We start from the raw sequence: 25,682 nt of genomic DNA, 5'->3' as shown, positions 1-25,682 counted from the left end.
TGGCGGTAATAGCCGCGCCACGCAAAGGCTCAACCTGAAGGCGTATGGGACGATGGCAAGGAAATATTTCGGCACCGACGGTATACGCGGGCTGACCAACAGCAAGCCGATGACCGCCGAGATGGCGATGCGGATCGGCATGGCGGCGGGCGCGCATTTCCGGCGCGGCGATCACCGCCACCGGGTGGTGATCGGCAAGGACACGCGGCTGTCGGGCTATATGCTCGAAAACGCGATGGTCGCGGGCTTTACCTCGGTCGGCATGGACGTGGTGCTGGTCGGGCCGATGCCGACCCCGGCGGTGGCGATGCTGACCCATTCGATGCGCGCCGACATGGGCGTGATGATCTCCGCCAGCCATAATCCGTTCCATGACAATGGCATCAAGCTGTTCGGGCCGGACGGGTACAAGCTGTCCGATGCCGACGAACTGGCGATCGAGGCGCTGATCGACAGCGACGAGATCGAGCTGTCTGCACCCGGCGATATCGGCCGCGCCAAGCGGATCGAGGACGCGCGCGGCCGCTATATCCACTTTGCCAAGGCGACCTTCCCCGAAAACCTGCGCCTCGACGGGATGAAGCTGGTGCTCGATTGCGCCAATGGCGCCGCCTACAATGTCGCGCCCGCCGCCCTGTGGGAATTGGGGGCGGAGGTGATCGCGATCGGCGTGACGCCCGATGGCAAGAACATCAACGACCGCGTCGGATCGACCGCGCCGCAACTGCTGTCCGAAACGGTGGTGGCGTCGGGCGCGCAGATCGGCATCGCGCTGGACGGCGATGCCGACCGGCTGATCGTGGTCGACGAAGCGGGCCGGGTGATCGATGGCGACCAGCTGATGGCGACGATCGCCGCCAGCTGGGCGCGCGCCGGGCGGTTGAAGGGCGGCGGGTTGGTCGCGACGGTCATGTCGAACCTCGGCCTCGAACGCCATCTGTCGGCACAGGGGCTGGGGCTGGTCCGCACCGCGGTCGGCGACCGGCACGTCCTCGAAAAGATGCGGTCGTCGGGCTATAATGTCGGCGGCGAACAGTCGGGGCACATCATCCTCTCCGACTATGCGACGACCGGCGACGGACTGGTCGCGGCGTTGCAGGTGTTGGCCGAGGTGCAGCGTTCGGGCGCGCCGGCAAGCGAGGTGCTGCACCGCTTCGATCCGCTGCCGCAATTGCTGAAGAATGTCCGCTTCGCCGGCGGCAAGCCGCTCGACGATCCGCGTGTCAAAGAAGTTGTAGCCGGAGTCGAGGCCGAGCTGGCCGGGCGCGGCCGGCTGGTGCTGCGCGCATCGGGGACCGAACCGGTGATCCGGGTGATGGCCGAGGGTGACGATGCCGGGCATGTCGAGAAGGTGGTGGATCGCATCTGCGACGCGGTGCGGCAGGCGGCGGCCTGATGCTGGACATGAAGCCGGCGTGCGAACGCTGCGCCGCACCGTTGCCGGCGGCGGCGCATGGCGCGTTCATCTGTTCGCACGAGTGCACCTTCTGCGCCGACTGCGCCGACGAACTGGATGAGGTTTGTCCGAATTGCCGGGGCGAACTGGTGGATCGCCCGACACGGCGGCGCTGAGAATCCTCCCCGCAGGCGGGGAGGACTTTCAACCGCCCCCGGCCGCTGCTAACCCAACGCCATGACCACACCCCGCATCCTGATCGTCGCCGGTTCCGATTCCGGCGGCGGTGCCGGTATCCAGGCGGATATCAAGACCGCGACGATGCTCGGCTGCCATGCCATGACCGCGATCACCGCGATCACCGCGCAGAACACGCTGGGCGTCGACGCCGTCCATCCCGTGCCGACCGACATGGTCGTGGCGCAGATCGACGCGGTGGTCCGCGATATCGGCGTCGATGCGATCAAGATCGGCATGATCGGATCGGCGCGCACCGCCCATGCGCTGGCCGACCGGTTGCGCGACCTGCGCGGTATTCCGGTGGTGTTCGATCCCGTCATGATCGCGACCAGCGGCGCGCGGCTGGCCGATGACGCGAGCGTCGCCGCGTTCGAACGGCTGATGGCGGTGGCGACGGTCGCCACGCCCAACCTGCCCGAGCTGGCGGCGCTGGGTGGGGCCGATGCGGTGCTGGATCACGGCTGCGCACTGCTCGAAAAGGGGGGGCACGGCGAGGGCGAGGTGGTGATCGACCGCCTGCACCAACGCAGGCCCGGTACCGCGCCGCTGGTCGAATGGTCCGCGCCGCGGGTCGACGGCATGGCGACGCACGGCACCGGCTGCACCCTGTCGACCGCCATCGCCTGCGAACTGGCGAAGGAATGGACGCTGGCCGAGGCGATCGGCCGCGCGCGCAGCTTCGTGCGGATCGCGATGATGGGTGCCGACGAACTGGGGCGCGGTGCGGGACCGATGGCGCAGCAGGCGGTCCGGCTCGACCTCAACCAGTCGCGCTGGTCGCCGATGCTCAATCAGGTGACGGTGCCCGCCAGCGACGTGCCCGCCAGCGAGCATCTCTACCGCCTGCTGGGATTAAAACCTATCGTCCGCTCCAGCCGCCGCTATGCCCGGTTCGAGACCGAGGGCGGGGCGACCTTTTCGATAGAGATGACCGAGGAACGCCGCGTGCCGGCGGTGTATTTCGAGGTCGGCGATCTCGACGTCATCGTCCCCTATCTGAAGGGACAGGGCGTTTCGTTTGCGCAGGAGCCGATCGACCGGCCATGGGGCTGGCGCGAGGCGCGGCTGTTCGATCCGGCAGGGAACGAGGTTTGTTTGTATCAGGCGGGCGAGATGCGGCGGTTTCCGCCGTGGCGCATCGCCGATGCCTGATTGGAGCCACGAGGCGCGCCATGTCGGGCCGGTAGCGGGGGTGGACGAAGCCGGACGCGGGCCGCTGGCCGGGCCGGTGGTCGCGGCGGCGGTGGTGCTCGACCGCGATTGCATCCCCGATGGCCTCAATGATTCGAAGAAGTTGAGTGCGAAGCGTCGCGCCGATCTCCACGCGCGGCTGCTCGACTGCGCGACGGTCGGGGTCGGCATCGCGACCGTCGAGGAGATCGACCGGCTTAACATCCTGTGGGCGACGATGCTGGCGATGGAACGCGCGGTCGACGCGCTGGGGATGGGGTGCGGCATGGTGCTGGTCGACGGCAATCGTTGCCCCAACTGGGGCCATCCGAGCGTAGCAGTGATTGGCGGCGACGCGATCAGCCTGTCGATCGCGGCCGCGTCGATCGTCGCCAAGCAGACGCGCGACGCGATGATGGTCGAGGCCGACGTGCTGCATCCCGGCTATGGCTGGGCATCGAACAAGGGCTATGGTGCGAAGGTGCATCTGGAAGCGCTCAGGACGCTCGGCCCGACGCCGCTGCACCGGCGGAGTTTCGCGCCGGTCGCGCAGGTGTGCATGCCGCTCTAATTCCTGCCCGGTACGGGGAGGGGGACCATGCGGAGCATGGTGGAGGGGGCTGTCGGCAGGCGATCCGATAGTGGCGAACCCCCTCCACCACCGCTTCGCGGCGGTCCCCCTCCCCATGATATGGGGAGGATTTGCGACGAACGGTTTGTTACCATATCTTGAGTCTATAATGGTCGGTCAGACTCAACATCTGCTCCATAGCGACTCGATTCGTCGTCGCAACGAATCCGGTCAACCACAAGAGTCAAGCATTCCCTCTTGACCGCGACTCGCCGATTCCCCGAAATGGAGCCGATTCAAGGGGGACCGGGACGATGGTGGCAGTAAAAAATCGGGCGAAGGCGCCCAAGACGGTCACGCTGCCGCTCGACCGCATCCTCATGGACGACTGCATCGATGCGATGCGCTCGCTGCCGGCCAAGTCGATCGACTGTATCTTCGCCGATCCGCCCTACAACCTGCAATTGGGCGGCGACCTGCTGCGGCCCGATGGCAGCCAGGTCGACGCGGTCGACGACGATTGGGACAAGTTCGACAGCTTCGCCGCCTATGACAAGTTCACCCGCGACTGGCTGACCGAGGCGCGCCGCATCCTGAAGCCCGCCGGCACGATCTGGGTGATCGGCAGCTATCATAATATCTACCGCGTCGGGTCGATCGTGCAGGATCAGGGCTTCTGGATCCTGAACGACATCGTATGGCGCAAGTCGAACCCAATGCCCAATTTCAAGGGCACGCGCTTTACCAACGCGCATGAGACGATGATCTGGGCATCGATGGGTGAAAAGGCGCGCTACACCTTCAATTATCGTCAGATGAAGACGTTGAACGACGAACTTCAGATGCGGTCGGACTGGGAATTCCCGATCTGCGGCGGGCCGGAGCGGTTGCGCAAGGACGGGACGAAGGTGCATCCGACGCAGAAGCCAGAGGCGCTGCTGTACCGCGTATTGTTGGCGTCGACCAATCCCGGCGACGTCGTGCTCGACCCGTTCTTCGGCACCGGCACGACCGGCGCGGTCGCCAAGCGGCTGAGGCGGCATTTCATCGGCATCGAGCGCGACGCGACCTATGTCGAGGCGGCGACGGCACGGATCGAGGCGGCGCTGCCGCTCGACGAATCGGCGATCCGGGCAATGCGCGCCCCGACCAAGCCGCTGCGCGTGGCGTTCGGCGTGCTGGTCGAAAACGGGATGCTGCCCGCCGGATCGGTGGTGATGGATGCCAAGCGCCGGTTCCGCGCGACGGTGCTGGCCGATGGTTCGCTGCTGTCCGATTGCGGCGCGGCGGGGTCGATCCATAAGCTTGGCTCGACATTGCAGAATGCGCCGTCGTGCAATGGCTGGACCTTCTGGCATAGCGAGGGGCCGAACGGGTTGACCCCGGTCGATGCGCTGCGCCAGCAATGGCTGCTCGCGACCCAGCCCTGATGTATCTGCGGCCGGTCCGCTTCGTCGATACGCCGGTCGGGCTGCCCGATGGCAGCGTGGCGCGACTCGCGGGCGGGATGCTGTGGTTCGCCGCCTATGAGGTGCGCGAACGCGGCGGCGCCCGGACGATCGTGCCGGTCGAGAGCTTCGACGCATGGCTGGCGAACCTGTCGCCGGCCAAGGCCGAACGCGCGCGACTGCTGCATCGACGGATCACGACGCCCCGCGCGCCACTGACGCTCGGCGAACGCATCCTGCGGTTCGACCAGCCGCAGGTGATGGCGATCCTGAATGTCACGCCCGACAGTTTCTCGGACGGCGGGCGGCATGTCGACGATCCGGCGGGTGCGGCGGCGGTTGGGGTGGCGATGGCGGCGGCGGGCGCGGCGCTGATCGACCTCGGCGGCGAATCGACCAAGCCCGGTGCGGCGACCGTCTGGGAAGGCGATGAGATCGCCCGCGTCGTGCCGGTCGTCGAGCGGCTGGCGGCGGCGGGGGTCGCGATCTCCGTCGATACGCGCAAGGCGGCGGTGATGGACGCGGCGCTGGCGGCGGGCGCGCATCTGGTCAACGATGTCGCTGCCCTCGCCTATGATCCGCGCGCGCTGGAGGTGGTCGCGACGAGCGGTTGCCCGGTGGTGCTGATGCATTCGCCCGCGCCCGCGCAGGGGCCGCATGGTGGCGACGGCTATCGCGACCCGTTGCACGACGTGTTCGACTGGCTGGAGGCACGGGTCGAGGCGGTGGTTGCCGCCGGGGTCGATAGGGCGAAGATCGTGATCGATCCGGGCATCGGTTTCGGCAAGGCGCTGTCGGACAATCTGGCGCTGGTGAATGGCCTTGCCCTGTTCCACGGCCTCGGCTGTCCGGTGCTGCTGGGTGCCAGTCGCAAGCGGATCATCGGCGCGCTGTCGAACGAGGCACCGGCCGATCAGCGGCTGGGCGGATCGGTCGCGCTGGCGCTGGCCGGGGTCGAGCGTGGCGCGCAGATCGTGCGGGTGCACGACGTGGCGGAGACGGTGCAGGCGATCCGGGTCTGGCGGGGCCTGCGCGATGCGGCCTTGGTCGCGCCATAAGGCGTCCGCTATAGGGACGCGCATGGTTCGCGTTCTCCTGTTGCTCGCCGCGCTGTCGGCGCTGTTCGCCAATGCCGCGCAGGCCCAGCAAAACGGCTTCGATCTGGCCGGCCCCGACGTGTCGGTCACGGTCAAGCGCGGCGAGGTCGAACTGCCGGTCGCGGCGGTGCCGGCGCTGCGGGGCGGCGATACGCTGACCGCTCGGGCGCTGCTGCCCGACGATCAGGCGGCGCGCTATCTGCTGGTCGTCGCCTTCCTGCGCGGGGCGACCAATCCGCCGCCCAAGGACTGGTTCTCCTCGGTCGAGACGTGGAACAAGAAGAAGAACGTCCTGACCGTGAAAGTACCCGAGGGTGCCGAACAGGTGCTGCTGTTCCTCGCGCCCGAAGCCGGCGGCGGCTTTTCGGCGGTACGCGGCGCGGTGCGCGGGCGGCCGGGCGTGTTCGTCCGCGCGGCGCAGGACCTGTATCAGGCGTCGCTCGACCGGCAACGGTTGGATGCGTTCGTCGGCGCGATCGGCCGGATCGGCGAGCGAGCGCCGGAGCGCCTCGCCACCGCCGCCCCGGTGCTGGCCGATGCGCTGCGGATCAAGCTGAACGCCGATTGCCTGCTCCGCCAACGCGCGTTGCAGGCGGCGTGCCTGACCCAGCAGCGCGACTCGCTGGTGTTGCAGGCACAGCGTGGCGCAACGCTGACCGAGACACTGACCGGTGCCCCGGTCGACCTTGCGTATCGCGTGGCGGCGACGCGTGAGGGTGGGGCAGGCTATTACAGCCCCTATATCGGCCTCGCGCGCGATCTGGCGCGGTTGTTCGGCGCGTTTCGCAGCGCGCAATATCAGTATCTTCCCGCGCTCGCTTTGGGGCAGGGGCAGGCTATCCACCTGCAACTGAACAGCGCACCGTCGTTCCAGAATCCACGGTCGGTGCTGGTCGCGCCGTTGCCGCCGATCGGTGACGCGCCGCCGCCCTTGTGGCGGTTCGGCGCGCAAGGTGCCCTGTGCCTTGCCAAGCCCGACCTCGTGCTGCCGCTTGACGATGCGTCGCTGCTGTTCGCGACCGATTATGCCCGCGATCTGGTGCTGCGCGTCACGGCCGCCGACGGGCGGGTATCGACGCTGCCACTGACCCCCGATGCCGAGCGCGGCGGGCTGGTGCTGGCGACGGGTGCTGCACAGGCGGCGGGGCCGGTGGCCGAGGCGGTGGTGCAGGGTCGCTGGGGCTTCGATGCGTTCAGCGGACCGCGCGTGCCGGCGCAACTCGACGGGCCGGGTGCATGGACGGCGCAGCCCGATGCGACGGTGATTGTCGGGCGTGACCATCCGCTGACGTTGCGCGGCGGGGCGGCGGCATGCGTCGCCGGACTGACGCTGCGCGATTCGGCCGGCCTCGCCCGGTCCCTGACATGGAAGTCGGGCGCGCCCGATGCGCTCGACGTGACGTTGCCGCTCGCCAAGACGCGGCCCGGCGCGCTGACGCTGACCGTCGTCCGCTTCGGCGCGGTCGCACCCGATCAGATCGCGCTGACCGGGCGTGCCGAACCGAGCCGGCTGGATCGCTTCACCGTCCATAGCGGTGACCGAGAGGGCGTGCTGGAGGGAGCGCGGCTCGATCAGGTGGCGGGGCTGACGCTCGGCGCGACCCGCTTCGTGCCCGGTGCGATGACCCGGGTCGGGGAGGGCGATCGTCTGACCCTGACCGCGGAACAACCGATGACCGAAGCGGTGGACAGCGCGGCGGTGCAGCTTCGCGACGGGCGCAGCGCCACGGTGGCGTCGACCGTCGCTCCGGCGCGCCCGGTCGCGACGCTTCTCGACCGGCGCGTGGCGTATAAAACGCTGGCCGGCGCGCTGCCGATCGAACTGCCCGACGGGCTGGTGCCGACCGGTGCTACGCTGACCTTCTCGACCCGGATCACCGGCGGCCTTGGCGGCGGTGAGGACGGGATCGAGATCGCCAATGGCGACGCGACCAAGCGCCTGACCATCGCGTCGGGCGCGGTGCAGCGGGTCGGTGACGATATCGCGGTGACGACCATAGCGCCGCAATCGGCGTTCGGCACCGCGGCGGCGGGGGCGTTGCGCTTCCGGCCGTGGCGTGGCGGGGCGGCGGGCGCGTGGCAATCGCTCGGGACGCTGGTGCGCCTACCGGTGCTGACCGGCATTATTTGTCGCGAACGGTGCATGGTCAGCGGGCGCGACCTGTTCGTCGTCGCCGCCATCGGCACGACGCCGGACATGAAGGATGCGACGCCGCTGCCCGCCGGTTTCGTCGGCGGATCGGTCGACGTGCCGGCGACACAGGACATGCTGTATCTGCGGCCGCACGACGCGCCCGATGCGGTGCTGCGGGTAAAAGTGCCGGCGAAATAGGGGAAGGGCGAATCATTCGCCTGAACTCTCTGGTCGGGGCGACAGGATTCGAACCTGCGACCCCCACACCCCCAGTGTGATGCGCTACCAGGCTGCGCTACGCCCCGATCAGAGAGGGCGTGCCTTTAGGCCGGGTTTTCGGCCCATGCAAGCCCGAAGCGTGCAAGCCGGCAAATGTTGCGTGCGACCCGTGCAGATGATAGCTGCCCGCAATTGACAGGATGCCGTGTTCGCGGCGTCCGCTATCTCGGACATTCAGGCCAGCAATGCTCGTACCTTCCGCTTTTGCCCAGTCCGCCGCCGCGCCCGCGGCATCGGGTGGTTTCCTCGGCACGCTGATCGGCATCGCGCCGCTGCTGCTGATCTTCGTCGCCTTCTACTTCCTGCTGATCCGTCCGCAGTCGAAGCGGATGAAGACGCTGCAGGCGTCGATCGCCGCCGTGAAGCGCGGCGACCAGGTCGTCACCGCCGGCGGCATCATCGGCAAGGTGACCAAGGTCGAGGAGACCTTCGTCGAGGTCGAGATCGCCGCCAACACCCGCGTCCGCGTGGTCAAGGCGACCATCGCCGAGGTCACGCCGCCCGCCGGCGCCAAGCCCGCGAACGACTGATGCTCGACTTTCCGCGCTGGAAACGGATCGCCATCTGGGCATCCGTGATCCTGTTGTCGCTGTTCGCGGTGCCGAGCCTGCTGCCCGAAGCCATGCGGGCGAAGCTGCCGGCGTGGTATGCGTCGCAGACGATCAATCTCGGCCTCGACCTCGCGGGTGGCAGCTACATCCTGCTCGAAGCGAAGACCGAAGACGTCGCCGCGACGCAGATCGAGGCGATGCGCGAACGGATTTCGACCGAAATGCGCCGCCAGCCGCGGGTCGCCATCGGCGATATCTCGACGCGGGGCGGGCAGATTAGCTTCATGGTCCGCGACGCGACCCAGGTCGATGCCGCGCGTGAAAAGCTGCTCAGCCTGACCGGCGGCGGTGCGGGCATGACCGGCCAGCGCGAATGGGACATCGAGGTGCGCGACACCACGCGCTTCGTCCTGACCCCGACCCAGGCGGGCCTGCGCCTGACCGTCGAAAATGCGATGAAGGACGCGACCGAGGTCGTGCGCCGCCGTATCGACGAACTGGGCACGCGCGAACCTACGATCATCCAGCAGGGCACCAACCGCATCGTCGTGCAGGTTCCGGGGCTTTCCGATCCGAAGGCGCTCAAGGATCTGCTCGGCAAGACCGCGCGGCTCGAATTCAAGCTGGTCGACCTGACCGCCGATCCGCAGGCGGTCGCCCGTGGACAGGCGCCGGCCGGCAGCCAGATTCTGCCCTATCCGGCGCAGGGCGCGCCGATCGCGGTCAAGCGTTCGACGATCATCTCGGGCGACCAGCTTGCCGATGCACGTCAGACCTATGACCAGAACGGCCAGCCCAACGTCACGATCAACTTCAATTCGGAGGGTGGTCGCCGCTTCGCCAAGGTGACGCAGGAAAATACCGGCAAGCCGTTCGCGATCATCGTCGACAATTCCGTCATCTCCGCACCGAACATCAACGAACCGATCCTCGGCGGCAGCGCCACGATCAGCGGCGGCTTCACCGTCGACAGTGCGAACCAGCTCTCGATCGCGCTTCGCTCGGGCAAGCTGCCGGTCGACCTGACCGTCGTGCAGGAAAGCACCGTCAGCCCCGAACTGGGCGCCGATTCGATCAAGGCAGGCGTGACCGCCGCGATCATCGCGACGGTCGCGGTCATCGCGTTCATGGTCATGACCTATGGCCGCTTCGGCATTTATTCGACGATCGCCGTCGTGCTGAACATCCTGATGATCCTTGCGGTGATGGCTTTCCTGAAGGCGACGCTGACGTTGCCCGGCATCGCCGGCTTCGTGCTGACCATTGGTACCGCGGTCGACGCCAACGTGCTGATCAACGAACGCATCCGTGAGGAGCGGCGGCGCGGGCGATCGGTGCTCCAGTCGCTCGAACTGGGGTATAAGGAGGCGAGCCGCACGATCTTCGAGGCGAACGTGACCCACGCGATCGCCGGCGGGATCATGCTGATCCTCGGCTCCGGTCCGATCCGCGGCTTCGCGGTCGTGCTGCTGCTCGGCATCGCCAGCTCGGTGTTCACCGCCGTCACCTTCACGCGGATGCTGGTCGCCGGATGGATGCGCCGCAACCGTCCGACCGACATTCATATCTAAGGCCCGGCCGTCATGCGTCTCATCAAGCTGGTCCCCGACAACACCAACATCCGCTTCGTCGCGCTGCGGAAGATCGCGTTCACCGTCACGCTGATCCTCAGCATCCTGGCGGTCGGGCTGGTGTTCGTCCGTGGCCTCAATTTCGGCGTCGACTTCATGGGCGGCGTAGCGATCGAAGAGAAATTCGCGACTCCCCCAGCGATCGACCGCGTCCGCGCGACGATCGAACGGCTGGGCGTAGGCGAACCCGCCATCCAGCAGTTCGGCGACCCGAAGCTGGTGTCGATCCGCCTGCCGGTGCCCGAGGGCGATGCCGGCGCGACCGATCGGCTGGTCGAGCGCGTGAAAACCGCGCTGGCCAACGAATTTCCCGGCGCGACGTTCAGCAACTATTCGACCGTGTCGGGCAAGGTGTCCGACGAGCTGGTGACCAACGGCGTGCTCGCCGTGTTGCTGGCGATCGTCGGCATCGCCATCTTTTCGTGGTTCCGCTACGAATGGCAGTTCGGCGTGTCGACCGCGGTCGCGATCATCCACGACGTGCTGATGACGCTCGGCTTCTTCGCGCTGTTTCGGGAACAGTTCGCATTCGACCTGACCATCGTCGCGGCGGTGCTGACCATCATAGGCTATTCGATCAACGACAAGATGGTGATCGACGACCGTATCCGTGAAAACATGCGCAAGTATCGCAAGATGGAGATGCGCGAGCTGATCGATCTGTCGGTCAACGAAACGCTGCCGCGCACCGTCATGACCTCGCTGACCATCCTGCTGGCGCTGACCGCGCTGATCGTGTTCGGTGGTCATGTGCTGCGCGGCTTCACCGCAGCGATGATCCTCGGCGTGATCGTCGGCACCTATTCGTCGATCTATGTGTCGTCGTCGCTACTCATCACTCTCGGCTTGAAGCCCGGTGCGCCGGTGGGTGAGGGGACGGTCAAGGAACCGGTCCCGCAAAAGGGCGCGCGGTGAAGCTCGACCGGACCCGCAAGGGCGACGGCCCGCTCGTCTCGGGCCTGACCGCTGACGGGTTCCGGGTCGATGACGGCATCTACCCGGCGTTGTTGATGACGCCGCAGCGGGCCGATCTGTGGGAGCCGCCGGCGTTCGAGGCATTGGACGTCGACGCGCTGGCACCGGTGCTGGCGATGCAGCCCGAATTTCTCTTGCTCGGAACCGGGGCGACGCTGCGTCAGCCGTCGCGTGCGCTGGTCCGCGCGCTCGATGCGCGGGGACTGGGGATCGAGGCGATGGACAGCCGTGCCGCCGCCCGCGCGTGGGGCGTGCTGCGTGACGAGGGACGACAGATCGCGGCGGCCTTCTACCCGTTCTGACCGACCAGTCCGGTCAGGTGGTCGTGTAGTTCCAGCGCGTTGCGCTCCCAGCTATAGGCATCGACCGTCGCTCTCGTTGCAGCGGGATCGGCCGGTTGCGACAGGACTGCCGCGATGCCTTGTGCGAAACCCGCCGGATCGCGCGCGACGATCCGACCGGCGGTCGGACGGGTCACGACTTCGCGTGCGGCGCCAGCGTCGGGAATGATGATCGGCGTCCCGCTTACGAGCGCTTCGACCCAGGCATTGGCCAAGCCCTCCGACGACGACGCCAGCGCCATCACCTCCGCCGCGGCGAGCAGGTCGGGCAACGCATCGTGCGGCATCGGCCCGCACAGCCGCACACGATCGCCGACCCCCAGTTCGGCGATCCGCGTCGCCAATGCCGCCCGGTCCGGCCCGCCGCCGACGATCCATAGCGTCACACCAGGCAAGGCAGCGACGGCCTCAACCACGATAGGATGCCCCTTGCGCGGGATCAGAGCGCCGAGCGAGACGACCAGCGGACCATTCACGCCCAACCGTGCCTTGGCCGCCGCGCGATCGACCGTACCGAACCGACTTCGGTCGATGCCGGTACGATGCACCCGAACCGGGCGGTCGATCCCGGCAGCCGCGATATCATCGGCCATTGACTGCGACACCGCCAGCAGGCCGTCGGCATCTCGACCCGCCGCCCGGACCTGCGTGGCGGTTGCGGCCGCATGGCCCCAGTGATGAATATCGGCTCCGCGCGCCTTGATCGACACCGGCACGCCATAGCGCCGTCCGAGCGCTACCGCCGCCGGCCCATCGGGAAAGAAGAATTCGGCATCGATCACATCGAAGCGGAAGGTCTCACGCATCCGGTCGAGCAGCGGCGTCAGGCACCGGATCAGCGCTGCGGCATGAAACCGCCCGCCGCTGGTCGGTACGTTCAAGAAGCGCGGCCGATCAACCGCCAGTCCCTTCCAGTCCTCCCTCGACGGCAACTGCGCCAATGCACGATAGGCCGGATGCAACGTCAGTGGAAAGGGCGGCAGACCGATCGGCGCGACGACCCGTAGCTCGACGCCGTCGAGCGCAGCCAGCCCCAGCGTCTGACGCTCGACGAACACCCCGAAATTGGGTCGCGTCGCATCGGGGAACAGCGTGGCAAGGGTCAGGACGCGCAGCATCATCGCCCGCCATAACCGATAATCGTGAAGGCTTTGCCCCCGAAACGGGCCGGAACGTTAGGTTCCGGCCCGTGGCGCGTCAGGCGTTCAGCGTGTGGTCCAAGGTGATCTCTGCATTCAGCAGCTTCGAGATGGGGCAGCCGGCCTTGGCACCAGCGGCGATCTCCTCGAACTTCGCCTCGTCGATGCCGGGGACGTTGGCGGTCAGCGTCAGCACCGACTTGGTAACCTTGAACCCGTCGCCATCCTTGTCGAGGCTGACCTTCGCCGTCGTCTCCAGCGTGCCGTCGGTATAGCCGGCACCCGCCAGCGCGAAGCTCAGCGCCATGGTGAAGCAGCTCGCATGGGCGGCGGCGATCAGTTCCTCGGGGTTGGTACCCTTGCCGTCCTCGAACCGGGTGTTGAAGCCATATTGCTGGTTCTCGAGCACGCCCGACTGGGTCGAAACCTGGCCTTTGCCGTCCTTGCCGAGTCCTTCGTAACGAGCGGATGCACTGCGAATCATGCTGAAACCTTTGCGATGGAAAAGGGGCGGGCCCGTTGTCGGACCCGCCCTTCAGAATTCGTCAAGCCGTTTAAGGTTCAACGGCAGCGACCGCGCTGTCCGCTGCGTTCGATCTCGCGGCCGGCGAGCGCACCAGCGGCACCGCCGAGCAGCGTGCCGAGCGTGCGGTCGCCACGCGTATCGACCGTGCGACCGACCAGCGCACCGGCCACGCCACCTACGACCAGCCCGGTCGTGCCATTGGGCTTGCGGCAGTAACGGCGACCGTCACGACCGCGCCATTCGCGATACTTGTGACGCCGCTGTGCCTCGGCCTCGTTCTTGCCGACCGAAATGCCGTGGTTGCTCCAGGTCGCCCCGACCGGGGCCATCAGCGATGCGGCAGCCAGCGCCAGCATGATATTGCGCATGGGGGATTTCCTTTCGTCCATGTCGTTGCTGGCCGGTTTAACGCATCCTCCGCCTGACGGTTTCATGAACGAAACGACAGGTCGTTCCTGTCCCTCGACGGGACGATGCGTCGGCCGCTTGTCGGCGGCGGATCGAACGGATAGCGCACCACCGACTCGTACCACGCACCCGCATGGCCGACATGGCTCTCGTACAGGATGAAGTGGTCGAACCGCATCGGCGGCGATGCGAGGCTGGCATGGGCGGCGAGAAACGGTTCGGTCGGCCCGCTCGATTTGTTGAGCCTCGCCAGCGTGATATGCGGCAGGAAGGCGCGCCCCTCGGGCGGCAGGCCGAGCCGGACCAGTGCGTGATCGATCTTCCGATGCAGCGCCGCGACCGCGTCGTGCGGCGTAACCCCGGCCCAGAGCGCCCGGCCGCGCCGCCCGGCATCGAATTGCCCGACGCTCGATAGCGCCAGGTCGAAGGCGGGGGTGCGAACCCCTTGCAGAACCACAGCAATATCCTCGGCCATGGGCCGTTCGACCTCACCGATATAGCGCAGCGTCAGGTGCAGTTGCTCGTCGTCCTGCCAGCGTGCCCCCTCGACGCCGTCCTGTACGTCGAACAGCGCCTCGCGCATCTCGGCGGGCGGGCGCAGGGCGATAAACAGACGGTGCATTGCGGATTCTCCCGGCAGCGTAACAAAATGTTGCTCCCCGCGTTTGGCTTGAAATCGTCGACGTGGCGGACGATATTTCGAATATCCGGCATGAATGCCGGGAAGAGGAGTTTACAATGGCGAACTGGTCCGATCCCCGGACGACGGCCGCACCGATTACCCGTACGCGTGACCGCGACATGGCGCGCGACGAAGGGCTGCGGTCCTACATGCTTTCGGTGTATAACTACATGGCTTCGGGCGTGCTGTTGACCGGCATCGTCGCGCTGTTGTTCTCGTGGGGCGGCGACAGTTCCCCGGCGGCGACGGTGTTCTACCAGCCGGGTATCCTGAAATACGCGATCATGTTCTCGCCGCTGATCTTCGTGATGGTGTTGAGCTTCGGCATCAACCGTCTGTCGACCGGCGCGACCCAGGCGCTGTTCTGGGCGTTCGCGGCGATCATGGGTCTGTCGATGTCGACGATCTTCCTGCGCTACACCGGATCGTCGATCGCGCTGACCTTCTTCGCGACCACGGCGGCGTTCCTGTCACTCAGCTTGTACGGCTACACGACGAAGCGTGACCTGACCGGGTTCGGTACCTTCCTGATCATGGGTCTGGTCGGCTTGATCGTGGCGTCGCTGCTGAACCTGTGGTTCCAGTCGGGCATAATGAGCCTGGTCATCAGCGCGATCGGCGTGCTGCTGTTCGCCGGCCTGACCGCCTATGATACGCAGCGGATCAAGGGCATCTATTATCAGGTCGCCGGTACCGACTTCGCGGGGAAGGCGGTCATCATGGGTGCGCTGTCGCTGTATCTCGACTTCGTGAACATGTTCCAGTTCCTGTTGTCGTTCCTCGGCAACCGCGACTGATCGGTCATGACCTATGATGCAAAGGGGCCGGCGGGAAACCGTCGGCCCTTTTCGTATGCGGGGAACGTCCGTCGCGATCCTTTCGTTTTGTTGCTGAAGGAGTAAGGGATATGACCAACGACACCACCGGAATCGACGAAAAGGCGCTCTCTTCGCTGTCGGTCGCCCCGGACGGCAACGAGAGCGAAGGACATACCCCGCCGGGACGCGGTGACGCTGGCGGCGATCACAGCATCGCCGGACGGATGGAAAGCGATCCCGGCGATAGCGACGCGCGGCTCGACCGCGGCCTCGATGAATCGATGGACGCGTCGGACCCGCCCGCATCGACCCAACCGGTCCACAATACCGGCCCGGCACCCTCATCGGGCTATGACCCCGAACAGGAAGCGAAGCTGGCGAAGGATGGCAAGGCCGACTGACCGTACGGCAACGGTTGTAAACGACGCGGCGTGTCGGCTGGTGCCGGCGCGCCGCGTTGGCTATGCAGGGGGTATGACGACCGATCGGTGGTTCCGACCCCTGTTGCGGGTCCTGGCCGCGCTGCTGCTGGCGGTGCAGGCGGTGGTCCCGGCGCAGGCGGCGGTGACGATCACCTTCTGGTCGCAGGAATTCGGCCAGAACTTCCCACACGCCTTTTTCAGCTTTTCCGGCACGCCCGACGCCGGCGGACCGGCGGTCGATGGCAGCTATGGCTTCACGGCAAAGGCGATCACCCCCGCCTTGCTGGCCGGATCGGTCGGGGGACGGATCGACCGGCCCAAGCCATCCTATATCGACCGCAGCAACGCCCATTTCTCGGTCGTGCTGACCGATTCGCAATATGCCGCCGTCCGTTCGCTGATCGACGAATGGGGCGAGCAGGGTGACTCGCACTATAATCTCAACCGACGCAACTGCGTCCATTTCGTCGCCGAAGCCGCGCGCCGATCGGGTCTGATCGTCGTCGAGGACAAGAAGTTGATGAAGAAGCCGCGCTCCTTCACCCAATCGGTCGAACGCGCCAATGCCGGGCGGGTGACGGTCATCGAACTGCCGGCCAAGGCGTATTTCGCCTCGCTCACCCCGCCGGTCGTGGCGATCGGATCGACGCCGTCGCCGCGCTGACCTCTTTCGTTTAGCTCCCGAATCCGGCAGTCCTGCGCTGTTCGGTAACGGGAGTCGATGGATGCGACGGTGGACGATCGGGATGCTGGCGTTGCTGGCCGGGTGCGGACAGGCCGACGAACCGGATGCGTTGGTCAACCTGTCGCAGGATGATCCGATCCTGCCGCTGCCGTCGCCGACGCCCGAAACGCTGGTGACCATTCCGACCCGGTTCGTAGGGACATGGGACAGCGATGGCGCGGCCTGTGCCGCCGATCCGGCCGGTGCGAACCGGCTGGTGGTCGCTGCGAACGCGATGCGGATCGGCGACCGCGGCGTACCGGTGCGGGGGATCACGCTCGCCGATGCCGGGGCGGTCGATATCGATACCGTCGGCGATCGTAGCGGCATCACCGAACAGCACCGCTACCGGCTGGCGCTGGGGCAGGGCGGGACGCTCGACATGAACGGCGATGCCGGTCCCGTCCGCCGCGTCCGCTGCGATGCACCGGCCGGGGCAGAGGCGGCGGCGCGCAATGCGATCGCGCTGAACCTCGCCCCCGATGGCCTGCAGACCGTTGCCGGCGCCAGCAGCCGCGCACTTCCCTTCGGCACGCCCAGCGAGGTCGTGCTGCGCGTGGTCGAGGCGGCGACCCAGACGCTGCCCGAACGATCGCGCAACGCGGATTGCGGCGAAGGTCCGCTCGACATCGCCACCTATCCCAAAATCGCCGTCTATTTTCAGGAAGGCCGCTTCGTCGGCTGGTCGGCGCGAGGGCGCGGGCTGACGACGATGAGCGGGGTCGGCATCGGCGCCAAGCGCGCCACTGTGGATTCGTCGATCGACGCCCCGGTCGAGGAAACCAGCCTTGGCCGCGAATTCAGCAGCGGCGGCCTGTCGGGCACCTATGACGCGAAGGACAATGTCACCGCGCTTTGGGCAGGCAGCACCTGCATCGCCCGGTGATCGACGCCGCGACCCTCGAAGATGCGGTGGCGGTGGTCACGCTGTGGCAGCGTTGCGGCCTGACCCGGCCGTGGAACGATCCGCACGCCGATTATGCGCGGGCGTTGTCGGGTGCCACCTCGACGATCCTGATCGCGCGCGATGGAGCGGCGGTGATCGGCAGCGTCATGGTCGGTTATGACGGGCATCGCGGCTGGATCTACTATCTGGCGGTCGCGCCTGATCGGCAGGGGCAGGGGGTCGGCCGTACGCTGTTCGCCGCCGCCGAGGACTGGCTGCGTGCGCTGAGCGTGCCGAAAATTCAGTTGATGGTCCGCAGCGACAACGCCGTCGCGCTCGGTTTCTACGATGCGATCGGCCTCGCGCGACAGGACGTCGTCGTGCTCGGCCGTTTCCTGGCCGCTGGCGGACCGAGCGCATAGCGGGCTACTGATAGTCACTTGCAAAAGCAGTAACGGCGGCGTACCCGGCGCGAAACAGTCAGGGAATCGTTTCGCATGTCCGCTTTCGCCATCCTCCTCGCCGCCGCCACCGCCGTTCCGGAGGTGCCCGTCGTCGAGGATCCGCAACGCAGCGACGATATCATCGTCACCGGCATGCGGACCGAAGGCAGCGACGACTATGCGGTAAAGGCACAGACCACCGCCACCCGCCTGCCGCTGAGCCAGCGTGAGACGCCGCAATCGGTGAGCGTGGTGACCCGCGCCCAGATCGAGGATTTCCAGCTCAACGATATTAACCAGCTGCTCGCGACCGTTCCTGGCGTGAACGTGCAGGCGCAGGAGACCGACCGCTTCTACTATTCGGCGCGCGGCTTCGACATTCAGACCTTCCAGGTCGATGGCGTCGGCCTGCCATTCCCGTTCGGCATCCAGAACGGGTCGATCGACACCGCGATGTACGACCGGATCGAGGTCGTGCGCGGCGCGCCGGGTCTGTTGTCGTCGACCGGTAATCCGTCGGCGGTCATCAACTTCATCCGCAAGCGCCCGACCCGCGACTTCTCCGCCTCGGCCAGCGCGCAATATGGATCGTTCGATCACCTCCGCCTCGACGGCGACGTCAGCGTGCCGCTGACCAGCAACGGATCGGTGCGGGCGCGCGCGGTCGGTTCCTATTTCGACACCGACAGCTATCTCGACCGCTATGGCGTGAAACGCTGGACCGGCTATGGCATCGTCGAGGCGGACCTCGGCCCCGATACCGTCGTCAGCGCCGGCTATGGGCATCAGAACCACAAGAGCCGCGCGGCGATGTGGGGCGCGTTGCCGCTTTATTACAGCGACGGCAGCCGGATCGACTATGCGCGATCGACCAACAGCTCGCCCGACTGGTCCAGCTTCAACGTTACCGATCGCCAGATTTTCGGCGACGTGACCCACCGCTTCGGCGACTGGACCGCCAAGCTGACCGTGCAGCGCCGCGCGATCGACGAGGACGACAAGCTGTTCTACGTCTATGGTGCGAATACCGACAATGATTTCAATACCGCGCCCAATCGTGAAACCGGCCTCGGCATCGTCAGCTATCCCGGCGCCTTTCGCTCGTTCGCGCGCAACCTGACGATCGACGCCAATATCGGCGGTACGGTGTCGCTGTTCGGGCGCAGCCATGACGTGATGTTCGGCGCGAACCGATCGGCACAGCGCTATACGCAGGACTCGGCCTATGACGGGTCGGCGATCGGCATTTCGCTGCCGCTGTTCAGCGGGTTCGACGGGTCGTTCCCCGAACCGAATTTCCCGGCATTCGACCGCAGCCTCGACACCCATGTCCGGCGAGAGACGGTGTATGGCCTCATCCGACTGAACCCGACCGACGCGCTGAAGGTCATGGTCGGCGGCAACGCCACCCGCGCGTTCAGCGAGGGTGTATCCTACACCGCCCCGACCAACTACGACCGCGCCCGATTCCTGCCGTTCGTCGGGGCGACCTATGACCTGACCGGCAATATCAGCGCCTATGCGAGCTTTGCGACGATCTTCAATCCGCAGGATCAGGTCGATGCGAACCGCCGCCTGCTCGACCCGATCGAAGGCGACAATCTGGAGGCGGGGCTGAAGGGCGAATGGTATGACGGCCGCCTGAACGCCAGCGTCGCCGTGTTCCAGGCGCGGCAGAACAACACCGCCGAAGCCGCCGGGTTCGACACGACGATCCGGCAGACGGTGTATCGCGGCGTCGATGCCAAGTCGCAGGGGATTGAGCTTGAGGTCAGCGGACAGGTCGCGCCGGGGTTGCAGGCGACCGGTGGCTTCACGACGATGCGCATTCGCGGGGAGGGGGATGCTGCCGTCCGCACCTTCGTGCCGCGCAACACCGCCCGCCTGAACATCGTCTGGTCGCCAACGACCCTGCCTGCGCTGAAGCTGGGCGCATCGGGCCAGTATCAGAGCCGGATGTATCTCGAACCCGGTGTCACTGCGATCACGGGACAGAAGGTACGCATCACGCAGGACGGCTATGCCACGGTCGACCTGATGGCACGCTACGAACTGACGCCGCGCGTGGCACTCAGCGCCAACGCCCGCAACATCAACAATGCCAAGGCGTTGAGCGCAATCAACTTCGATCAGGGCTATTTCATCGCGCCGCGCACGGTGCTCGGCACGGTGCGGATCAGCTACTGACGCGAAAAGGGGGCGGTGGTGCCGCCCCCTTTCTGTCATCCTTCCCGGCCACCAACCGTTCGACTTGAGTAGCCACTGAGCTTGTCGAAGGGGCGTATCGAAGGACCGTCACAGGTGCTTCGATACGTGTCTTCGACTTCGCTCATCCCCTACTCAGCACGAACGGTTGGTGGCCAAAAACGTCGGCCTCACCCCACGAACGCCCGCTCGATCACGTAATCGCCCGGCTTCGCGTTCGACCCTTCCTCGAATCCCTGGCTCTCGAGATATTCCGAGAAATCACGGATCATTTCGGTCGACCCGCACAGCATGACCCGGTCGGTCGCCGGATCGAATGCCTGCGCGCCGCCGATGCGGGCGCTGAACAGCGTGCCGTTATCGACCAGCGCGTCGATGCGGCCGGTGGTGTGGAATTCCTCACGCGTCACCGTCGGGACATAGGTGAATTGCTGCGCCGCCTGATCCTCGACCAGCGGATCGCCGGCAAGGTTCGCCTCCAGCGTGGTGCGGAAGGCGAGGTCGGACACGCGGCGCACCGAATGGACGACGACGATCGACGAATACATTTCATATACGTCGGGATCGCGGATCAGCGACAGGAACGGCGCGAGGCCGGTACCGGTCGACAGCATGAACAGCCGGCTGCCGGGCTTCAGCGCGTCGGTGACCAGCGTGCCGGTCGGCTTCTTGCCCAGATACACTTCGTCGCCGGGCACGATCTGTTGCAGCTTGCTGGTCAGCGGGCCATTCTGCACCTTGATCGACAGGAACTCCAGTTCCTCGGCATAGGCCGGGCTGGCGATCGAATAGGCGCGCAGCAACGGCTTGCCGTTGTCGCCGGGCAGGCCGATCATCACGAACTCGCCCGACCGGAAGCGGAAGCTGGGCGGTCGCGTGATCGTGAAGCTGAACAGATGCTCGTTCCAGTGACGCACCGAACGCACGCGCTCGACGCTGAGCGCGTTGGTGGGTTCGAGGCCGTGGACGACGGCGGTGCGGTCGGTCATCGAAAATCCTTACGTCTTGACGCTGGTGCCCGGCGGCAGCCCGATCTGGCCGAGCATCGCCGCTGTCCGGGCCAGCGCGCAGAAGGTGGGTGCGATCGCCCCGTCGGCGACCAGCAGCGAAAGCGTGGTCCGTGCCTTCGCATCGCGACCCGTTACGAGATCGCGCGCCAAGGTCAAGAGAACCGATTCATCATCGGTCACAAGCCCGCATTTACAATTGATCTGGATCGGTACGCGGGCATGGCTGGACAACTGCGTCATCCACGCATCGAAATCGCACAACGCGTCGAGTGCGCCCGCCTGGGCAAAGCCCGCCGCCAGCAAGGCCGGCGGGTGCTGGCACGCGGTCCGCGCGGCCACCCATAGCCGGATCGCGTCGATCAGGAAGCGGTCGCCACGCGACAATATCGATATCGGCCGGTCGATGAGATCGTACATAACGCCTCGCTATTGATACTCATTCGCAAACGCTATCGGGGTTTTCGGGAGGCGTCAATGGCCGGGAAGCACCAGCGGGCGCGATTTTCGTATCGCATCCGAACCGACCGGGCGAAGTGCTGGAATGATAAAGGAGATGTTCAGGATTTCCGCGCACATCACGGGCAAAGGGAAAGGGCGATTCCATGAAATTGAAGGTCCGTGGCCGTATCAACCTGATCGGTGTCGTTGCGGCGCTCGGACTGATCGCGCTGCTATGTATCAGCATCTATCGCACCTCCGCGATCATGCAGGCCGATATCGAACGCAATACGCGGCAGGTGGTCGAAACTGCCCGTTCGGTCGTCGCACATTATCATAGCCAAGAAGTCGCCGGCCGGATGAGCCGGGCCGAGGCGCAGCGCGCCGCGCTCTCGACGCTGAAGGAGATGCGCTACGAGGGGAAGGAATATTTCTGGGTCAACGACCTGCATCCCACGATGCTGATGCATCCGACCAAGCCCGAACTCGACAATACCGACCTGACCAACAATCGCGACGCCACCGGCAAGGCGCATTTCGTCGAAATGGCGCAGGTCGTGAAGACCCAGGGCGCGGGCTTTGTCCGCTATCTGTGGAAGACGCCCGACAAGAGCCGTGACGAACCGAAACTGTCCTATGTCGCCGGTTTCAAGCCATGGGGCTGGGTGATCGGGTCGGGCGTGTATCTCGACCGGGTCAACGCCGCGATCTGGAGCGCGGCGCTGTACCAGAGTGCATTGGCGCTGGTCGTGCTGCTGATCGTCGCCTTCTGCGCCTACCGCATCGGCCGCTCGATCACGCAACCGGTCGAGGCGCTGTCGGCGCGGATGCGTGGCCTTGCCGCCGGCGATACCGCCACCCCGATCCCCGGCCGCGACCGCATCGACGAAGTGGGCGAGATGGCCGCTGCGCTCGAAACGTTCCGCGACGCCGCGATCGTCGCCGCCGATCGCGAGGCCGAACAGCAGCGCGTCGTCGCGACGGTCGGATCGGGGCTGGAATCGCTCGCCCGCGGCCGGCTCGATACCCGGATCGGCAACCGGCTGACCGGCGCCTTTGCCAAGATCGGCAGCGATTTCGACTCGGCGATGGCGGCGGTGGCCGATGCGATGCGATCGGTCACCCGCTCGGCCGGCGGCATCCGCACCGGCGCGACCGAAATCAGTACCGCTTCCGACGACCTGTCGCGTCGCACCGAACAACAGGCGGCGAGCCTGGAGGAGACCGCCGCCGCGCTCGACCAGATCACCGCCACTGTCCGCCGGACTGCGGCCGGCGCGGCGCAGGCCAACACGACCATGACCGCCACGCGCGGCGATGCCGAGGACGGCGTGCGCGTCGTGCGCGAGGCGGTGGCGGCGATGAGCGGCATCAAGCGCGCGTCGGACGAGATTTCGGAGATCATCAGCGTGATCGACGGCATCGCCTTCCAGACGAACCTGCTGGCACTTAACGCCGGGGTCGAGGCGGCACGGGCCGGCGACGCGGGCAAGGGCTTCGCCGTCGTCGCCAACGAAGTCCGCGCGCTGGCCCAGCGTTCGGCCGACGCCGCCAACGATGTGAAGGCGCGCATCCTCGCCAGCGGCAGCCAGGTCGAGATCGGCGTCAATCTGGTCGGGGAAACCGGGGGCGCACTCGAACGCATCGTCGGGCGCATCGCCGAGATTGCCGATCTGGTCGCGACGATCGCGCGCGGTGCCGACGAACAATCCTCAGGGCTGCAACAGGTCAACATCGCCGTCAGCGAGATGGACGCGGTGACGCAGCAGAATGCGGCGATGGTCGAGGAAGCCACCGCGGCCGCCCGCAGCCTCGCCGGCGAAGCCGAGGCGCTCACCCATCACGTCGCCCGCTTCAGCGTGGCCGAGGAAGCGGGCTGGGACCAGCCGCGAAGCTGGCGCGCGGCGGCGTAGCGCTCATCCGGCGGCGAAGGTCGGCGCCTCGATCTTGTTGCCGTCGGGGTCACGAACGAACGCCGCATAATAATGCGCGTCATATTCGGGGCGCAGGCCCGGCGGTCCGTTGCCGCTGCCGCCTTGTGTCAGCGCGACGGCATAGAATTGGTCGACCATCGCACGGTACTCGACCTCGAACGCGACATGCGTCCCGTTGCCGGCGCTGGCCGGAGCGCCGTCGGCGGGCAGGTTCAGGCTGAACATGGTGGTCCCCGTGCCATAGCCGACCGCCTCCGCCACATCGAGCGTCCGCCGCAGCTCCGGCACCGCCATCACCGGGTCGTAGAACCGCCGTGCACGGTCGATGTCCGATGTTCCGAGCGAGACATGGTGCAGCATGATGCGATCATCGCACCAGCGTTGCGATCGCTCCGACGTCGTTTTAGATGCGCCGTCCAACGCTTCCGAAATGGCGCCCCGTGACCCTGATCCTCTACGGCATCCCGAACTGCGACACGATGAAGAAGGCGCGCGTCTGGCTCGACGGCCATGGCGTCGCCTATCGCTTCCACGACTATAAGAAGGCCGGCATCGACCGCGCGACGCTGGCGGGCTGGGTCGATGCGCTGGGTTGGGAGGCGCTGCTCAATCGTTCGGGCACGACTTTTCGCAAGTTGCCCGATGCCGACAAGGCGGATCTGAACGCCGATCGCGCGATCGATCTGATGCTCGCCCAGCCATCAATGATCCGGCGTCCGGTGCTGGTCGCGGGGGGCTGTATCGAAGTGGGATTCAAGCCCGATCGGTACGCCGAACGGCTGTCCGCCATCGGCTGATTGCGCTACCTTTTGCGCGTGCGGGGGCCGGGGGCGATACCGCAGCGATTCGGTTGCGGGAGAGACATGGCTGCTACGGTTTTTCGGCTGACGCCCCTGTGGTTCCGGGCGGTCGCCTTGCTGTTTACCCTGTGGGGCGCGGCGGGGGTCTCCGCCTTCTATGCCCATGTCACGACCGGGCCGGCGCAACTGGCCGCGCTGCCGGCCTATGACCGCGCCTATTTCCTCGCGCTGCCTGGCTGGTTCGTCTGGGTCTATGGACTGGCGACGTGGGGCGGGCTGCTCGGCGGGATCGCGCTGCTGCGGCGGCGGCGGTTCGTTACCATCCTGTTCGTCGTGTCGCTGATCGCCGTCGTCGTCCAGTTCGGCTGGGTATTCGCCGCGACCGATCTGATCGCGGCGAAGGGCGCGGCGACGGTCGTGCCGTTCCCGCTGGTGATCTTCGCCATCGCCCTGATGCAGCTGGCGGTCGCGCGCCATGCCGATGCCCGCGGGTGGCTTCGCTAAGGTCGTTCCGCTAGGAACGACCCATGTCCACGACCTTCACCATCGACACCGCCACCAGCCGCGCGACGCCGACCCCGGCGCCGATGAAGCGGCTGACCATCCCCGCGATCCGCGCCGCCAAGGGCAAGACCCCGCTGGTGATGCTGACCGCCTATACCGTCCGCATGGCGCAGCTGATGGATGCGCAATGCGACATGCTGCTGGTCGGCGACAGCCTGGGGCAGGTGATCTACGGCCTGCCCTCGACCGTGCCGGTCACGCTCGACATGATGGCGGCGCATGGCGCGGCGGTGGTGCGCGGCAGCTATCACGCGCTGGTCGTGATCGACCTTCCCTTCGGCAGCTACGAAGCCAGTCCGCAGCAGGCGTTCGAAAGTGCTGCGATGCTCATGAAGGCAACCGGCGCGGCGGCCGTGAAGCTGGAGGGCGGGACGGCGATGGCTGAAACCGTCGCCTTCCTCTCGCAACGCGGGATTCCGGTCATGGGCCATGTCGGCCTGACGCCGCAGGCGGTGAACCAGCTCGGTGGTTACGGCGCGCGCGGTCGCAGCCCGGAGGAGGCGGAAAAGATCGTCGCCGATGCCGTCGCCGTCGCCGATGCAGGCGCCTTTGCGGTGGTGATCGAGGGCGTGGTCGAACCGATCGCGATCGACATCACCCGCCGCATTTCGGTCCCCACCATCGGCATCGGCGCATCGGCCGAGTGCGACGGGCAGGTGCTGGTCGCCGAGGACATGCTCGGCTTCTTCGAACGCACCCCGCGCTTCGTGAAGACGTTCGACGACATTGCCGGCCGCATTTCGGCAGCGGTCGAAACCTATGCCACCGACGTCCGCTCGCGCGCCTTTCCGGGGGCAGGGCAGTTGTACGCGCGGAAGGGGTAGGGCGAACGTCGATCACTCCCCTCCCT

General features: G+C 66.6%; 28 protein-coding genes and 1 tRNA gene. 21 read left to right on the top strand and 8 right to left on the bottom strand.

Translation table 11 applies throughout. The annotated features are described in order from the left end of the window. Positions 1 to 52 precede the first annotated feature (52 nt). From glmM to ASE59_RS11440, 7 genes are all read left to right on the top strand, one after another. Positions 53 to 1,396, top strand: a complete 1,344-nt coding sequence (gene glmM / locus ASE59_RS11465; RefSeq protein WP_056456178.1) for a phosphoglucosamine mutase — start codon at positions 53 to 55, stop codon at positions 1,394 to 1,396. Beyond that, the gene (locus tag ASE59_RS19205) at positions 1,396 to 1,572 is read left to right on the top strand and encodes a DUF1272 domain-containing protein (RefSeq protein WP_082458292.1); all 177 of its coding nucleotides are present in this window, start codon (positions 1,396 to 1,398) and stop codon (positions 1,570 to 1,572) included. Before glmM ends, ASE59_RS19205 begins: the two co-directional genes overlap by 1 nt. Positions 1,573 to 1,633: 61 nt before the next feature. Continuing rightward, a complete protein-coding gene (gene thiD, locus ASE59_RS11460) occupies positions 1,634 to 2,788 on the top strand; it encodes a bifunctional hydroxymethylpyrimidine kinase/phosphomethylpyrimidine kinase (protein WP_056456176.1) in 1,155 nt (384 codons plus the stop codon). Then, positions 2,781 to 3,377 carry a ribonuclease HII gene (locus ASE59_RS11455; RefSeq protein WP_056456175.1) on the top strand — a complete coding sequence of 199 codons (597 nt, stop codon included), beginning with the start codon at positions 2,781 to 2,783 and terminating at the stop codon, positions 3,375 to 3,377. Before thiD ends, ASE59_RS11455 begins: the two co-directional genes overlap by 8 nt. 314 nt (positions 3,378 to 3,691) lie before the next feature. Beyond that, positions 3,692 to 4,807 carry a site-specific DNA-methyltransferase gene (locus ASE59_RS11450; protein ID WP_056456172.1) on the top strand — a complete coding sequence of 372 codons (1,116 nt, stop codon included), beginning with the start codon at positions 3,692 to 3,694 and terminating at the stop codon, positions 4,805 to 4,807. Then, positions 4,807 to 5,883, top strand: coding sequence for a dihydropteroate synthase (folP, locus tag ASE59_RS11445; protein ID WP_056456170.1), 1,077 nt, complete (start codon positions 4,807 to 4,809; stop codon positions 5,881 to 5,883). The genes ASE59_RS11450 and folP overlap by 1 nt, the downstream gene beginning before the upstream one ends. 22 nt (positions 5,884 to 5,905) lie before the next feature. Next, a complete protein-coding gene (locus ASE59_RS11440; RefSeq protein WP_056456168.1) occupies positions 5,906 to 8,254 on the top strand; it encodes a hypothetical protein in 2,349 nt (782 codons plus the stop codon). A 30-nt stretch (positions 8,255 to 8,284) separates the two neighbouring features. Here ASE59_RS11440 and ASE59_RS11435 read toward each other — a convergent pair. After that, positions 8,285 to 8,361 (bottom strand) — tRNA-Pro (locus ASE59_RS11435). Between the two features lie 159 nt (positions 8,362 to 8,520). On the opposite strand from ASE59_RS11435, the gene yajC reads away from it, so the two are divergent. From yajC to ASE59_RS11415, 4 genes are read left to right on the top strand one after another with little or no spacing between them, the layout of a single operon-like run. Further along, complete coding sequence (gene yajC, locus ASE59_RS11430) at positions 8,521 to 8,865, top strand: preprotein translocase subunit YajC (protein ID WP_056456166.1); 345 nt, start codon at positions 8,521 to 8,523, stop codon at positions 8,863 to 8,865. Beyond that, positions 8,865 to 10,457, top strand: coding sequence for a protein translocase subunit SecD (gene secD / locus ASE59_RS11425; RefSeq protein WP_056456164.1), 1,593 nt, complete (start codon positions 8,865 to 8,867; stop codon positions 10,455 to 10,457). Before yajC ends, secD begins: the two co-directional genes overlap by 1 nt. Before the next feature lie 12 nt (positions 10,458 to 10,469). After that, entirely contained in the window at positions 10,470 to 11,432 is a 963-nt protein-coding gene (secF, locus tag ASE59_RS11420) for a protein translocase subunit SecF (protein ID WP_056456162.1), read from the top strand. Beyond that, positions 11,429 to 11,794 (top strand): Mth938-like domain-containing protein, encoded by a 366-nt coding sequence (locus ASE59_RS11415; protein WP_056456160.1) that lies wholly within the window; start codon positions 11,429 to 11,431, stop codon positions 11,792 to 11,794. Before secF ends, ASE59_RS11415 begins: the two co-directional genes overlap by 4 nt. On the opposite strand, the gene ASE59_RS11410 is transcribed toward ASE59_RS11415, so the two are convergent. The 4 genes from ASE59_RS11410 to thpR form a co-directional block, all read right to left on the bottom strand. After that, a complete protein-coding gene (locus ASE59_RS11410; RefSeq protein WP_056456460.1) occupies positions 11,782 to 12,951 on the bottom strand; it encodes a glycosyltransferase in 1,170 nt (389 codons plus the stop codon). The genes ASE59_RS11415 and ASE59_RS11410 overlap by 13 nt on opposite strands. Before the next feature lie 79 nt (positions 12,952 to 13,030). Beyond that, positions 13,031 to 13,456, bottom strand: coding sequence for an OsmC family protein (locus tag ASE59_RS11405; protein WP_056456157.1), 426 nt, complete (start codon positions 13,454 to 13,456; stop codon positions 13,031 to 13,033). A gap of 77 nt (positions 13,457 to 13,533) precedes the next feature. Continuing rightward, positions 13,534 to 13,866 carry a glycine zipper 2TM domain-containing protein gene (locus ASE59_RS11400; protein WP_056456156.1) on the bottom strand — a complete coding sequence of 111 codons (333 nt, stop codon included), beginning with the start codon at positions 13,864 to 13,866 and terminating at the stop codon, positions 13,534 to 13,536. 62 nt (positions 13,867 to 13,928) lie between these two features. Then, on the bottom strand, positions 13,929 to 14,528 hold the full coding sequence (gene thpR / locus ASE59_RS11395; RefSeq protein ID WP_056456154.1) for an RNA 2',3'-cyclic phosphodiesterase: 600 nt from the start codon (positions 14,526 to 14,528) through the stop codon (positions 13,929 to 13,931). A gap of 116 nt (positions 14,529 to 14,644) precedes the next feature. Here thpR and ASE59_RS11390 point away from each other — a divergent pair, with 116 nt between their 5' ends. From ASE59_RS11390 to ASE59_RS11365, 6 genes are all read left to right on the top strand, one after another. Beyond that, positions 14,645 to 15,385, top strand: coding sequence for a Bax inhibitor-1/YccA family protein (locus ASE59_RS11390; protein WP_056456152.1), 741 nt, complete (start codon positions 14,645 to 14,647; stop codon positions 15,383 to 15,385). A 110-nt stretch (positions 15,386 to 15,495) separates the two neighbouring features. Further along, positions 15,496 to 15,807: a hypothetical protein gene (locus tag ASE59_RS11385; RefSeq protein WP_056456150.1), complete on the top strand. Its 312-nt coding sequence runs from the start codon at positions 15,496 to 15,498 to the stop codon at positions 15,805 to 15,807. Positions 15,808 to 15,880: 73 nt separating this feature from the next. Further along, the gene (locus ASE59_RS11380) at positions 15,881 to 16,492 is read left to right on the top strand and encodes a hypothetical protein (protein ID WP_056456147.1); all 612 of its coding nucleotides are present in this window, start codon (positions 15,881 to 15,883) and stop codon (positions 16,490 to 16,492) included. Between the two features lie 61 nt (positions 16,493 to 16,553). Beyond that, the gene (locus ASE59_RS11375) at positions 16,554 to 17,438 is read left to right on the top strand and encodes a hypothetical protein (protein WP_156360043.1); all 885 of its coding nucleotides are present in this window, start codon (positions 16,554 to 16,556) and stop codon (positions 17,436 to 17,438) included. After that, on the top strand, positions 17,435 to 17,860 hold the full coding sequence (locus ASE59_RS11370; protein WP_200913244.1) for a GNAT family acetyltransferase: 426 nt from the start codon (positions 17,435 to 17,437) through the stop codon (positions 17,858 to 17,860). The genes ASE59_RS11375 and ASE59_RS11370 overlap by 4 nt, the downstream gene beginning before the upstream one ends. A 75-nt stretch (positions 17,861 to 17,935) precedes the next feature. Beyond that, complete coding sequence (locus ASE59_RS11365) at positions 17,936 to 20,068, top strand: TonB-dependent siderophore receptor (protein ID WP_056456143.1); 2,133 nt, start codon at positions 17,936 to 17,938, stop codon at positions 20,066 to 20,068. 188 nt (positions 20,069 to 20,256) lie between these two features. On the opposite strand, the gene ASE59_RS11360 is transcribed toward ASE59_RS11365, so the two are convergent. Both ASE59_RS11360 and ASE59_RS11355 read right to left on the bottom strand, forming a co-directional pair. Beyond that, on the bottom strand, positions 20,257 to 21,075 hold the full coding sequence (locus ASE59_RS11360; protein WP_056456141.1) for a ferredoxin--NADP reductase: 819 nt from the start codon (positions 21,073 to 21,075) through the stop codon (positions 20,257 to 20,259). 9 nt (positions 21,076 to 21,084) lie between these two features. After that, entirely contained in the window at positions 21,085 to 21,513 is a 429-nt protein-coding gene (locus ASE59_RS11355) for a hypothetical protein (protein ID WP_056456139.1), read from the bottom strand. 185 nt (positions 21,514 to 21,698) lie between these two features. Between ASE59_RS11355 and ASE59_RS11350 the strand changes: the two genes are divergently transcribed. Continuing rightward, complete coding sequence (locus tag ASE59_RS11350; RefSeq protein WP_056456137.1) at positions 21,699 to 23,447, top strand: methyl-accepting chemotaxis protein; 1,749 nt, start codon at positions 21,699 to 21,701, stop codon at positions 23,445 to 23,447. A 3-nt stretch (positions 23,448 to 23,450) separates the two neighbouring features. Here the strand turns inward: ASE59_RS11350 and ASE59_RS11345 are convergent, their stop codons facing one another. Then, the gene (locus ASE59_RS11345; RefSeq protein WP_056456135.1) at positions 23,451 to 23,828 is read right to left on the bottom strand and encodes a VOC family protein; all 378 of its coding nucleotides are present in this window, start codon (positions 23,826 to 23,828) and stop codon (positions 23,451 to 23,453) included. A gap of 80 nt (positions 23,829 to 23,908) precedes the next feature. Here ASE59_RS11345 and ASE59_RS11340 point away from each other — a divergent pair, with 80 nt between their 5' ends. From ASE59_RS11340 to panB, 3 genes are all read left to right on the top strand, one after another. Beyond that, a complete protein-coding gene (locus ASE59_RS11340) occupies positions 23,909 to 24,265 on the top strand; it encodes an ArsC family reductase (protein ID WP_056456457.1) in 357 nt (118 codons plus the stop codon). Between the two features lie 66 nt (positions 24,266 to 24,331). Next, entirely contained in the window at positions 24,332 to 24,772 is a 441-nt protein-coding gene (locus ASE59_RS11335) for a hypothetical protein (protein ID WP_235515733.1), read from the top strand. 23 nt (positions 24,773 to 24,795) lie between these two features. After that, entirely contained in the window at positions 24,796 to 25,656 is an 861-nt protein-coding gene (panB, locus tag ASE59_RS11330) for a 3-methyl-2-oxobutanoate hydroxymethyltransferase (protein WP_056456133.1), read from the top strand. Positions 25,657 to 25,682 lie beyond the last annotated feature (26 nt).

This window comes from Sphingomonas sp. Leaf10 (genome assembly GCF_001421245.1).
Lineage (GTDB): Bacteria > Pseudomonadota > Alphaproteobacteria > Sphingomonadales > Sphingomonadaceae > Sphingomonas.
Note: the sequence above shows the minus strand (reverse complement) of the source record. Positions and strands in the feature narration are given on the sequence as shown.